Source organism: Aquitalea sp. ASV15, assembly GCF_016429115.1.
Lineage (GTDB): Bacteria > Pseudomonadota > Gammaproteobacteria > Burkholderiales > Chromobacteriaceae > Aquitalea > Aquitalea magnusonii.
Genome location: NZ_JAELTZ010000048.1, coordinates 18,444 through 30,163 on the forward strand (window position 1 = coordinate 18,444; position 11,720 = coordinate 30,163).

The following is an 11,720-nucleotide window of genomic DNA, read 5'->3' on the forward strand; positions in this document are numbered from 1 at the left end:
CATGCAAGCCTCCAATACCCTGTGGCGCTTTCGTGGTGTCACCCCCACCGCCATGCTGGCCTTTGTCTATCTCTACCTGCCCATCGTGGTGCTGGTGGTGCTGTCCTTCAACGCCAACCGCATTGCCACGCTGTGGACCGGTTTTTCCTTCGACTGGTATCTGAAGGTGATGGACAACGACAATATCCTGCGGGCCACCAAGAACTCGCTGATCATCGCCTGCGGTGCCACGCTGCTGGCCACCAGCTTTGCCACCATGGCGGCGCTGGCCATGGCGGGCAAGCGCTTTCGCGGCCAGGCCTTCATCAATGCCATGCTGGGCCTGCCGCTGTTGGTGCCGGAAATCGTCACCGCGGTGGCCTCCTTGCTGTTTTTCCTGGCGCTGGGGCTGGATCTGGGGCTGATGACGGTGCTGATTGCCCACACCGTGTTTTGCATTCCCTTTGCCTACCTGCCCATCCGCGCCCGGCTGGAAGGGCTGGACCCACGGCTGGCGGAAGCTGCGGCGGACCTGTACGCCGGGCCGTTTGCCACCTTCCGCCGGGTGACCCTGCCCTTGATCCTGCCCGGTGTGCTGTCCGGCGCCATGCTGGCTTTCATCGTGTCGCTGGACGATTTCGTCATCACCTTTTTTGTGGCCGGTGCCGGTGCCACCACGCTGCCGGTGTACATCTTCGGCCTGATCCGCATGGGCATCACCCCGGAAGTGAATGCGGTGTCGGCGCTGATGCTGCTGGTGTCCATTGCCTTTGTCGCGCTGTCCTACTGGATGGGCCAGCGCAAATCCTGAACCGGGTCGGCGGCTGTTCCGCCCCTCATGTTTCGCTTGTTGCACAACATACGAAGGAGAATTGCCATGAAAGTCTGCAAACTGCATGCGCTGGCCCTGGCGGCTGGACTGCTGGTATCCACCTCGGCCATGGCCGCAGGAGAGCTGAACCTCTACAACTGGTCCGACTACATTCCGCAGGATTTGCTCAAGCGCTTCGAGAAGGAAACCGGCATCAAGGTCAACCTGGATGTGTTTGATTCCAACGAATCCCTGCTGGCCAAGCTGAAGGCCGGGGCCAAAGGCTACGACGTGGTGGTGCCGTCTGACTACATGGTGAAAATCATGCGTGACGAAGGCCTGCTGGAAAAAATCGACGTCAGCAAGATGCCCAATTTCAAGCTGGTGGAAGCGCCGCTCAACAAGCCGGATTTTGACCCGCAACGCGAATACTCCGCGCCATACATGTGGGGGGTAACCGGCTTTACCTATGACGCCAGCCGCGTGCCGGGCGGCAAGCTGGACAATAGCTGGAAGAGCTTCTTCACTCCACCGGCCGCGCTCAAGGGCAAGGTGGTGGCGCTCAATGACGTGGCCGAGCTGTACAAGGCCGCCGCCATTTATCTGAAGGTGGACCAGTGCACCGAAGACCCCAAGCAGGCCAAGCGCATCCAGGACCTGCTGGAAGCGCAAAAGCCCATGCTGGCCATGTATAACTCCGACGGCACCATCGAGCGCATGCAGGCGCAGGAAGTCATCATGCACCAGCAATGGAACGGTGCCGCCTACCGCACCCGCCAGAAGCTGAAGTCCGCCGTGTTTGTCTATCCGAAAGAGGGCATCCCCTTCTGGAACGACAATCTGGTCATCCCCAAGGGCGCCAAGAACCGCGATAACGCGCTCACCTTCATCAACTGGATGATGGCACCGAAGAATATCGCCGAGGCCTCCAACTTCACTGGCTACAACAATGCCATCAAGGGGAGCTCTGCCTATTTTGTCGCCGACCTCAAGGCCGACCCGGCCATCAACCCCACCGCCGCCATGCGCGCACTGTTTGTGCCCAACAAGAACTGTTCGGCCAAGGCCAATGCCCTGCGCGACCGGGTGTGGACCAAGCTGAAGAAATGACACTTGCCGGCTGAGGCCGGCTTTCCCTTGCAAACACAACACAATGCCTCCGGTTCCCCACCTGCGGCAAGGAGACCTGCATGCTGACGATTTACAGTGATGACCACCACCTGCACCACGGCAATGCCGAGTTGATTGACGGTACTCTCAAACCTTGCTTTGAAATGCCCAGCCGCGCCGACATGGTGTTGCAGCGGGTACGGCAAACCGGGCTGGGCGACATCATCGCCCCCACCGAACACGGGCTGCAGCCGCTGTTGCGCGTGCATGACGCGGGCTATGTGCGTTTTCTGGAGCAAGCCTGGAGCCTGTGGCAGGCCGAAGGCCGCAATCATGATGCGCTGCCGCTGGTATGGCCGGTGCGCGGCCTGCGTACCGACCGTATCCCGCAGGATATCGACGGCCTGATGGGCTATTACTCCTTTGATGCCGGGGTGCCCATCACCGCCGGCACCTGGCAGGCCATCCGTTCCTCGGCCAATGTGGCGCTGAGCGGGCTGGATGCCATGCTGGCCACCGGGCACAGCACCTTTGCCCTGTGCCGTCCGCCCGGCCATCATGCCGCAGCGGATTACATGGGCGGCTATTGCTACCTCAACAACGCCGCCATCGCCGCCCAGGCCATGCTGGACAAGGGTGCCAAGCGCGTGGCGATCCTGGATGTGGACTACCACCACGGCAACGGCACGCAGAGCATTTTCTATCAGCGCAGCGATGTGCAGTTTTTGTCCCTGCATGGCGACCCCATGGTGGAGTACCCCTATTTCCTCGGCCATGCCGACGAGACCGGGGAAGGGGCCGGGTTGGGCTTCAATCACAACTACCCGCTGGCCCATGGCACCGATTGGTCGCACTACGGCCCGGCGCTGGCCGATGCCTGCAGCAAGATTGCCGCCTATGCGCCGGACGCGCTGGTGGTATCGCTGGGGGTGGATACCTTCGAGCAAGACCCGATCTCGCGCTTCAAATTAAAGAACGCCGACTACCTGCGCATGGGTGAAGTCATTGGCGGGCTGGGCCTGCCCACCTTGTTTGTGATGGAAGGCGGCTATGCGGTGGAGGACATCGGGGTGAATGCGGTAAATGTATTGTCCGGCTTTGACAGCGTGGCGGGCTGAGAATGGCGGGGAGGCCGGCTGGCCTCCCTGACTGCAGTTTCAGGCATGGGCCGGCGCAAAACTGCCCGCCTGCGCCATACGCCACATGCGGCCATAGAACTCGGCCTTGATCTCGCTGGCCAGCAGCTCGCCCGGCTGCAAGAACACATGCAGCTGTGAGTACAGGCGGATTTCGGTATCGCTCACCCGCCGCACCAGGTGATGCGCCTCCAGTTGTTCCGGGTGGGTAAGGCCGGCGGCGGCCAGCATCTCGGACAGCGCATGCAGGGTGTTGCGGTGGAAGTGATACACCCGCTCGGCCTTGTCCGGCACTACCAGAGCGCGCTGGCGCAGCGGGTCTTGCGTGGCCACGCCGGTGGGGCAGCGGTTGGTGTGGCAGCTCTGGCTCTGGATACAACCCACGGCAAACATGAAGCCGCGGGCGGAATTGGCCCAGTCGGCCCCGATGGCCAGCACGCTGGCAATGTCGAAGGCGCTGATGATCTTGCCGCTGGCGCCCAGCTTGATCTTGTCGCGCAAATTCAGCCCCACCAGAGTGTTGTGGACAAACAGCAAGCCCTCGCGCAGCGGCACGCCAATATGGTCGGTGAATTCCAGCGGTGCCGCGCCGGTGCCGCCTTCCTTGCCGTCCACCACGATGAAATCCGGCAGGATGCCGCTTTCCAGTATGGCCTTGGCAATGGCCATGAATTCCCACGGATGGCCGAGGCAAAACTTGAAGCCCACCGGTTTGCCGCCAGACAGCTCACGCAGCCGGGCAATAAAGGCCATCATCTCCAGCGGAGTGGAGAAGGCGCTGTGGCTGGAGGGTGACACGCAGTCCTGCCCCAGCGGCACACCACGGGTGGCGGCGATTTCCGGCGTTACCTTGTGCTTGGGCAAAATGCCGCCGTGGCCGGGCTTGGCGCCCTGGCTGAGCTTGATTTCAATCATCTTCACCTGCGGGTTTTGTGCCTGTCTGGCAAAGCGTTCCGGGTCGAAATGGCCGTCTGCATCGCGGCAGCCAAAGTAGCCGCTGCCCAGCTCCCATACCAGGTCACCGCCGTGTTCCAGATGATAGGGGCTGATGCTGCCCTCGCCGGTGTCGTGGTAGAAACCGCCCTGGCTGGCCCCCTGGTTGAGCGCGCGGATGGCATTGGCGCTGAGCGCACCAAAACTCATGGCCGAAATATTGAATACCGAGGCGGAGTAGGGCTGCGCGCATTGCGGGCCACCAATCTGCACCCGGAAACCGGCCGGGTCGCTGCGCGGGGCCGGGCGGATGGAGTGGCTAATGAATTCGAAGCCGCTGCCATACACATCCAGCAGGGTGCCAAAGGGTTTGTCGGCCTGGGTGTTCTTGGCGCGGGCGTAAACCAGCGAGCGCTGGTCGCGCGAGAAGGGCAGCTGTTCGCCATCGGCTTCCAGCAGGTACTGGCGGATTTCCGGACGGATGGCTTCCACCAGATAGCGGATATTGCCCAGCACCGGGTAATTGCGCCGCACAGCGTGGCGGGTTTGGGCGAGGTCCAGCACGCCCAGCAGGCTGAGCGCGATGGCGGCGAGGGTGAAGGGCCACAGCCATTCGATCTGGTGCAATACCAGGCCGATCAGGCTGAGCAGGATGCAGGCGGCGAAAAAGGCATAGCGGCTGAGCAGGGACAGGTTCATGCGGGCTCCGGCAGGCGTGGGCTGAATGCGGGATGCTACAGCACAAGGGTTGGGACTTGTGCTGTCTGATCCGCTTCAGCTTAGCGCCCAGGCCGGGGCTGCGCCATGGCTGGTGGCAGCGCAGTGATGGTGTTAATGAAAACGCACGATGTCGCCGTTGTGATCGAAAGCCAGATAGCGCGCTACATCGCCTCCGGTCTGGATGGTCTGGATCATGCGCTTGAGCGCCGCTTCGATATCGGCTGCGGCGGGCGGGCCACCGGCGCTGCCATCCAGACAGGCGACAAACACGATTTGCCACGGCTCGCCCATGCGGGCCGATTCGGCCTGCAGGCTGGCAAAGTCCGCCAGTTCGCTGGCGGCGCGGTCCAGGCACATGCTGGGCAGCAGGATGCCGCCCTCGCCGCGGGCAAAGCGCTCGGCTTCCTGCGGCTGGTGGTCGTCATGCAGCACGGCTTTGGTAAATACCAGCAGCAGATGCTGCGGCTCGGACTGCTGGCGGGCTGCAGCCAGCAGCGTGTTGAAATCGTCGATGTCCATGGTGCTCAGTACGGGGCGAAAGTGGCAGCTGGCAGTGTGTGGGCTGGCCATCCGCTTTGCCATCCGTCGCTGGAACTAGTTGCTGGCGGCATTGGAATGAGGCATTCGATGGCAAGAAACAGGGAGCGGCGGCGGCTTTTCCCACTTATGCTGGCAGTCATGACCAGGGGGAGGGTGGCGATGCGACGGGAAATGGCAGGATTGGTGGTGCTGGCAGCCTTGTGGGGGGCTTCGTTTCTGTTCATGCGGGTGGCGGTGCCCGCGCTGGGGCCATTCGTGCTGATTGCCTTGCGGCTGGGGCTGGCCTCGCTGGTCTTGCTGCCGATCTTGCTGTGGCGAGGCGGTATCGGCTTGTGGCGGCAACACTGGCAGCGCATTGCCGTGGTGGGGGTGTTTCTGTCGGCCCTGCCTTTCTGCCTGATTGCCTGGGCCAGTCTCAGCCTGCCGGCGGGGGTGGCGTCGGTGCTGAATGCCACCACCCCGCTGATGACCGCGCTATGGGCCATGCCACTGGCGGGCGAGCGCATGACCGCACCGCGGGCGGCCGGTTTGCTGCTGGGGCTGGCCGGGGTGCTGGTGTTGATGCTGGGGCGTGGGGCCGCCTTTGATGTAAGGACCATGCTACCCGTGCTGGCCATGCTGGGCGCCACCGCCTGTTATGGCTGGTCCGGCCATATGGCCAAGCGCTGGTTGCCCGGCCTGCCTTCGCTGGTGACGGCCACTGGCAGCCTGTTCAGCGGGGCGGTGCTGGTGACGCCGCTGGCGTGGCTGACCTTGCCGGCCCAGGCGCCATCAGCCACGGTATGGGGGGCGGTGGTGATGCTGGCGCTGGGCAGCACCGCGCTGGCCTATCTGATTTTCTACTGGCTGATCGACAGGCTGGGTGCGACCCGCGCCAGCAGCGTCACCTATCTGGTGCCGGTGTTTGGCGTGCTGTGGGGAAGCATGTTACTGGCCGAGCCTGTCGGCGTGCTGATGCTGCTGGGCGGGGTGCTGATTCTGTGCGGGGTGTTGCTGCTGGGCTGGCGCCGTGCTGGCTGAGCCAGCCGACGCCCGCCTTCGGCTCAGGCGCTGACTGGCTGCGGCTGAGCCAGCGGCAGCAGGATGCGGATGCGGAAGCCGCCATCGGCCTCGTCAGCAAACTGCAGCTGGCCATGGTGCTGCTTGACCACGCGCGACACGATGGCCAGCCCCAGGCCGCTGCCGCCATCGGTGCCGCGGTGTTCGGCCAGCCGCTCGAAGGGGGCCAGCGCCGATTCGCGCAGCGCGGCGGGAATGCCCTGGCCGTGGTCGATCACGCTCAGTTCCGCCATGCCGTCGCGCTGGTCGATTTCCACCCGCAGCGGCGGCTTGCCATAGCGGCGGGCATTTTCCAGCAGATTGGACAGCAGCCGCTCCAGCGCCAGTGCATCGGCCTGCAGTTCCGGCTCGGCCTGGCGCAGCAGTTTCACATCCAGCCCGTCGCGGCCAAAACGCGCCACCACGCTGTCGGCCAGTTCGGCCAGCGCCACCGGCTCCAGCCTGGCCGATTCTTCGGCACGGGCAAAGTCGATGAACTGGCGCACGATGCGCGACAGCTCGTCGATATCCGCCAGCATGTCCGGGGTATCGCTATTGTGTTCCTGCAGTTCCAGCATCAGCTTCAAGCGGGTCAGCGGGGTACGCAGGTCGTGCGACAGCCCGGCCAGCATCAGCCGGCGTTCACGGGCGGCGCTATCCAGCGCACTGGCCATGTGGTTGAAGCCGCGGGCCAGCGCCATCAGCTCGCGCGGCCCCTCTTCGGCCAGCGGCGGCGGCAGTTTGCCGCGCGCCAGCTCGCGTGAGGCAGCCACCACCTTGCCGATGGGGCGGGTGATGCGCCATGCCACCAGCGAGGCCAGCAGGATGGCCAGCAAGGTGGCCAGCAGTGCCGCCTGGATCAGCGAGTAAATGGGGCGGTCGCTATAGCGGCCAAACGGAATCACCAGCCAGTAGGGGGTGTCCAGCACATGCACGTTGACCCATAGTTCGTTGCGGTCTTCGCGGTGCACCATATAGCCGCGCACGGTGTCGTCCAGGCCCTTGCTCAGCCGGCTCACCAGGCTGTTGGCCACCCGCGGCAGTTCGGTGTCGAACTGTTGTCTGGCCGCGGCCTGTTGTGGCAGCAGTCGTGGCAGGCCCGGACGGTTGTAGCTGGCCAGAAAAGCAGTGCGCTGGACGGGGCTCATGTTTTCCATCGAGCCTTCCAGAAACGCCAGCGTGTCCACCACCTGGGCATATAGCTGCTTGTCCATCAGCTTGTGGCGCTCACCCGCCGCGATATAGACGGTGACGATCTGGGTGGTGACCACCACCACCACCACCAGCACGATCAGGCGAAACAGCAGGGAACCGGCAAGGCGTCGCAGCACCGCTTACTCCCGCTCGCTGCCGTCGGGCACGAAGACATAGCCGTAGCCCCACACGGTCTGAATGAAGCGCAGCGGGCTGTCGCCGCCCTCCAGCGTTTTGCGCAGGCGGGATATATGCACGTCGATGCTGCGATCCAGCGATTCGCCATTGCCCTTGCCCAGCGCCATTTCCATCAGCTGTTCACGAGTGAGCGGGCGGCGCGGATGGGTGGCCAGCACGGTGAGCACGGCAAATTCGGCGGTGGTCAGCGACAGCGGCTGCTGGTTTTTCAGCAGTTCGCGCCGGCCCAGATTGAGCTGGAATTCGCCAAACTCGATCACCTCGTCGGACTCGTGGCGGGCGGCCAGTGCCGGGGTGGCGTGATGGCGGCGCAGCACCGACTGGATGCGCGCGGTCAGCTCGCGCGGATTGAAGGGTTTGGGCAGATAATCGTCGGCACCCATTTCCAGGCCCAGGATGCGGTCCACATCCTCGCCACGGGCGGTCAGCATGATGACCGGCACGGTTTCGCCCTGGGCGCGCAGGCGGCGCACCACGGCCAGGCCATCATCGCCGGGCATCATCACGTCCAGCACCATCAGGTCCGGACGGTTACGTGCCAGTTTGCGGTCCAGTTCACGGGCATCCGGCAGGGTGTCGACCACATAACCCTGCTGGCCCAGATAGCGGGTGAGCAGTTCGCGCAGCTTGGCGTCGTCGTCGACGATGAGAATCTTGTTGTGTTCCATGGTGTTTTCCTTGATCGCCCGGCGCGGCAAAGCGGCTGGCATGCTGATGGCAAAGCTTAACCCGGCCCAGCCGGCTAGGCGATGGTGGATCATGAATTTCTGTTAAACGCCATCGGCCATTCACAAAAGTTAACATTTGGTAACATGCGACACACGGATGCGCAAAGGCCGCCTTCTACACTGGGACGGTGTGCTGCATGCCGGAGATCATGATCATGAAAAAGTCCTTGATTTTACTGCTGTTTGCCATCTGTTTGCCGGGTCTGGCCGCGGTGGTGCAGGCGGCCGAGCGCGGTGGCAACGGTGCCGATGTGCGCGAGGCGCGCCAGCTGGCCGCGCAAAGCACACAGCAGGCAACGCCGCTTGCCGGCTACACCGTGCCGGATGGCGCATCGACCCCGATGCGGCGCCCAGCCGGTGAAAAGTAAGCCCACAGTCATTCATGTTTCCATCAGCCTTCTGCTGTGATGCCGCTGAGTCATCATGGCAGGAGGCGTAATGTCAGGTTAAAATGAAGCCATGAAGTACCATGCCATTTATGTCTTGCTGTTTGCCACGGTGACGGCGTTCGCCTTGCCAGCGCTGGCGCAAGGCCCGAATGGCGTGGAGGATGGTGCAGCGCAGTTCCAGCGTTTCCCGCCCCGGCAAGCTGCCGGCGAGGAGCGCCGCTTGCGCAATCTGCGTCTGAAGGAGGCGGTGCAGGCCGGTGATTTGTCGCCGGAAGACGCGCGCCGCCTGCAGCGCAGGCATCCTCCAGGGGCGCCGCCTGAGGGTGGCATGGGTGGACCTGACCGTTTTGCACCGGATGGTTTTTCGCATCCGCCGCCGGGCCAGCGCAATTTCTGGCGCGACAAGCGACAAAAGGCTCAGGAGCAATTCCAGAACGATTGATCCGGCTATCTTTGCAGCCGGACATTGCCAGTGGCAAGGATCACGGCCTTGAACAAAGCTTGGGGTAAGTGGAGTAGCGGCAACTGGCTGGCGGGTTTGGCCATGCTGGCGGGTTTGGCATGGTCGGCACAGCTGCAGGCGGCCCCGGAGTGTGACAAGGCGATGGCGCCGCAGCGCTGTGCCAGTTACCGCCAGGGCTGGCTCAGTTGTTCGGATCTGACTGCCGGATCACGGCGCGCCTGTATCGAACAGTTCACCCCGGCGCTCAGTTGCCAGCGCAGCCGCGACGCCCGGCACTGCGAGGCCTTGCTGGCGGCCCAGGCGGCCTGCGAGGGCAGCGAGGGGCTGGCACGACGGCTGTGTGTGCGCGAGCGCCTGCCGGCGGCGGATTGCAGCCACGCCTCCAACAAGGCCCGCTGCGAACAGCGGGCGGCGGCCGAACAAAGCTGTGCCGAAACCGCAGCGCAGCAAGGCCGCGAATGCGTGCGCAAGGCCCTGGCACCTTCCGGCAACTGAAGCCGGCACAACACAAAACCCCGCTGTCGCGACAGCGGGGTTTTTCATGGGCAGCCGCGATTCAGGGCTGCAGAATGATGGAGCCGGTGGTGCGGCGGCCTTCCAGATCGCGGTGCGCAGCCGCGGCGGCGGCCAGCGGATAACTGGCGGATGGCCTGACCTGCACTGCGCCGGCGGCAATGCGTTCGAACAAGGCCGCTGCCGATGCTTCCAGTTCTGCGCGTTGGGCGATGTAATCGGCCAGCTTGGGGCGGGTGAAAAACAGCGAACCTTTCTGCGACAGCAGCAGCGGTTCGAATGCCGGCACCGCTCCAGAGGCATTGCCGAAGCTGACAAAGCTGCCACGCGGGGCCAGGCTGTTCAGCGACATCTCGAAGGTGCTTTTGCCCACCGAGTCATAGACCACCGGCACGCCCTTGCCGCCGGTGATTTCGCGCACCCGTGCCACCACATCTTCCTCGCTGTAGTTGATGACATGGGCGCAGCCCAGCTGGCGGGCCAGCTCGCCCTTGGCCGCCGAGCCGACCGTGCCGATCACCTGCACGCCCAGTGAGCTGAGCCACTGCACGGCGATCTGGCCGACGCCGCCGGCAGCGGCATGCCACAGCACGGTCATGCCGGGCTGGACGGCAAAGGTACGGCGGATCAGGTACTCCACCGTCATGCCCTGCAGCATGATGCAGGCGGCCACTTCATCGCTGATGCTGTCCGGCAGCTTGACCAGCAGCGTTGCCGGCAGCAGCCGTTCCGTGCTGTAGGCACCCAGCGGCCCGCCGGCATAGGCGACGCGGTCACCCACTTGCAGCTGGGTCACGCCTTCGCCTACCGCCTCCACCACACCGGCCGCTTCGCAACCCAGGCCGCTGGGCAGGGCGACCGGATAAAGCCCGCTGCGCTGGTAGGTATCGATGAAATTGACGCCGATGGCATGGTGGCGCAAGCGCACTTCGCCTGGGCCGGGCTCGCCGACGCTGATGTTTTCCAGCTGCAGCACATCGGGTGAGCCGGTGACGTGAAAACGGATGGCCTGACTCATGGTACGGTCCTTTTCCAGCATGAAGACATGGCGTCGAGTCTGCACCGCGTACCGGCGCCATGCAAGCCGTGTCTGGCGAACAGTGCGTTTCCCGCGGGGGGCTGACTTGGTGTTTGGCCGGTTTTCTTCCTACATTGAATCCAGGGTACCTTGCTGCCAGCAGGGAAGATCGGATCGGGCGGAGCAGATCATGCAAGCCACACGAAGGGAACAAGCATGAAAGGCGTGGTGTTTACCGAGTTTCTGGAAATGGTGGAGAGCCGTTTTTCTGCCGACATGGTGGATGACATCATCGAGGATGCCGGCATCAAGTCAGGAGGTGCCTACACCGCGGTGGGCAGCTACCCCTTTGCCGAGATGGTGGCGCTGGTGACGGCCTTGTCGCAGCGCAGCGGGCTGGAGCCGCAGGCGCTGATCTACGCCTTCGGCCATTACCTGTTCGGGCGTTTTGCCCTGCTGTATCCGTACAGCATCCAGGGTTGCAGCAATGCATTCATGGTGCTGAGCAATATCGAGAAACACATTCACCAGGAAGTACACAAGCTCTATCCGGATGCACAATTGCCCCATATCGAGGTGCTCAGCAGCGATGAGCGCTGCCTGACCTTGCTGTACCGCTCGCCGCGCTGCCTGGCCCCGCTGGCTTCCGGGCTGATCCAGGGGGCGCTCGATCATTTCGGCGAGCAGGGGCGCATCGTGGTCGAGCCATTGAACGATGAAGGCAGCAAGGTGCGCTTTGTGGTGGAACTGGTATGAGCGAAGACGAACTGGCCCAGTTGCAAGACCAGCTGCTGCGTTACCAGAAGCGCTACCAGCGCGAGAAAGCCGCGCGCAAGGAGGCCGAGGTATTGCTGGAGCAGCGCAGCCGCGCCTTGTACGACGCCAATTTCGAATTGTCCACCGTGGCGGCCCAACTGGAGAAGATCGTCGAATGGCGCATGGCCCAGCTG

The 11,720-nt window shown here is 63.7% G+C and carries 14 protein-coding genes; 9 read left to right on the forward strand and 5 right to left on the reverse strand.

Going from position 1 to position 11,720, the window contains the following annotated elements:
* The first annotated feature begins 1 nt into the window (after position 1).
* From JHD64_RS17210 to JHD64_RS17220, 3 genes are all read left to right on the forward strand, one after another.
* A complete protein-coding gene (locus JHD64_RS17210) occupies positions 2 to 790 on the forward strand; it encodes an ABC transporter permease (protein WP_199054457.1) in 789 nt (262 codons plus the stop codon).
* 66 nt (positions 791 to 856) lie between these two features.
* Positions 857 to 1,900 (forward strand): extracellular solute-binding protein, encoded by a 1,044-nt coding sequence (locus JHD64_RS17215; protein ID WP_199054459.1) that lies wholly within the window; start codon positions 857 to 859, stop codon positions 1,898 to 1,900.
* An 80-nt stretch (positions 1,901 to 1,980) separates the two neighbouring features.
* Entirely contained in the window at positions 1,981 to 3,018 is a 1,038-nt protein-coding gene (locus JHD64_RS17220; RefSeq protein WP_199054461.1) for a histone deacetylase family protein, read from the forward strand.
* 39 nt (positions 3,019 to 3,057) lie between these two features.
* On the opposite strand, the gene JHD64_RS17225 is transcribed toward JHD64_RS17220, so the two are convergent.
* Positions 3,058 to 4,668 (reverse strand): FMN-binding glutamate synthase family protein, encoded by a 1,611-nt coding sequence (locus JHD64_RS17225; protein WP_199054464.1) that lies wholly within the window; start codon positions 4,666 to 4,668, stop codon positions 3,058 to 3,060.
* 132 nt (positions 4,669 to 4,800) lie between these two features.
* A complete protein-coding gene (locus tag JHD64_RS17230) occupies positions 4,801 to 5,259 on the reverse strand; it encodes a ribonucleotide reductase subunit alpha (protein WP_233170566.1) in 459 nt (152 codons plus the stop codon).
* 129 nt (positions 5,260 to 5,388) lie between these two features.
* Between JHD64_RS17230 and JHD64_RS17235 the strand changes: the two genes are divergently transcribed.
* Complete coding sequence (locus tag JHD64_RS17235; RefSeq protein WP_233170567.1) at positions 5,389 to 6,249, forward strand: DMT family transporter; 861 nt, start codon at positions 5,389 to 5,391, stop codon at positions 6,247 to 6,249.
* Between the two features lie 23 nt (positions 6,250 to 6,272).
* On the opposite strand, the gene JHD64_RS17240 is transcribed toward JHD64_RS17235, so the two are convergent.
* Together JHD64_RS17240 and ompR are read right to left on the reverse strand one after the other, a co-directional pair.
* Complete coding sequence (locus JHD64_RS17240) at positions 6,273 to 7,598, reverse strand: ATP-binding protein (RefSeq protein WP_370540974.1); 1,326 nt, start codon at positions 7,596 to 7,598, stop codon at positions 6,273 to 6,275.
* Positions 7,599 to 7,601: 3 nt separating this feature from the next.
* Positions 7,602 to 8,327, reverse strand: a complete 726-nt coding sequence (gene ompR / locus JHD64_RS17245) for a two-component system response regulator OmpR (RefSeq protein ID WP_199054466.1) — start codon at positions 8,325 to 8,327, stop codon at positions 7,602 to 7,604.
* A gap of 215 nt (positions 8,328 to 8,542) precedes the next feature.
* Between ompR and JHD64_RS17250 the strand changes: the two genes are divergently transcribed.
* The 3 genes from JHD64_RS17250 (at position 8,543) to JHD64_RS17260 (ending at position 9,734) form a co-directional block, all read left to right on the forward strand.
* Positions 8,543 to 8,755, forward strand: coding sequence for a hypothetical protein (locus tag JHD64_RS17250; RefSeq protein WP_146215968.1), 213 nt, complete (start codon positions 8,543 to 8,545; stop codon positions 8,753 to 8,755).
* A gap of 91 nt (positions 8,756 to 8,846) precedes the next feature.
* Positions 8,847 to 9,218 carry a hypothetical protein gene (locus JHD64_RS17255; protein ID WP_199054468.1) on the forward strand — a complete coding sequence of 124 codons (372 nt, stop codon included), beginning with the start codon at positions 8,847 to 8,849 and terminating at the stop codon, positions 9,216 to 9,218.
* Between the two features lie 48 nt (positions 9,219 to 9,266).
* Positions 9,267 to 9,734: a hypothetical protein gene (locus JHD64_RS17260; RefSeq protein ID WP_233170568.1), complete on the forward strand. Its 468-nt coding sequence runs from the start codon at positions 9,267 to 9,269 to the stop codon at positions 9,732 to 9,734.
* A gap of 61 nt (positions 9,735 to 9,795) precedes the next feature.
* Here JHD64_RS17260 and JHD64_RS17265 read toward each other — a convergent pair whose 3' ends face one another.
* Entirely contained in the window at positions 9,796 to 10,770 is a 975-nt protein-coding gene (locus JHD64_RS17265; RefSeq protein WP_199054470.1) for a quinone oxidoreductase, read from the reverse strand.
* A 216-nt stretch (positions 10,771 to 10,986) separates the two neighbouring features.
* On the opposite strand from JHD64_RS17265, the gene JHD64_RS17270 reads away from it, so the two are divergent.
* Both JHD64_RS17270 and JHD64_RS17275 read left to right on the forward strand, forming a co-directional pair.
* Positions 10,987 to 11,526 (forward strand): heme NO-binding domain-containing protein, encoded by a 540-nt coding sequence (locus JHD64_RS17270; RefSeq protein WP_059286539.1) that lies wholly within the window; start codon positions 10,987 to 10,989, stop codon positions 11,524 to 11,526.
* Positions 11,523 to 11,720 (forward strand): hypothetical protein (locus JHD64_RS17275; protein WP_199054472.1); only part of this gene is annotated, 198 nt, incomplete at its 3' end. The genes JHD64_RS17270 and JHD64_RS17275, both read left to right, overlap by 4 nt.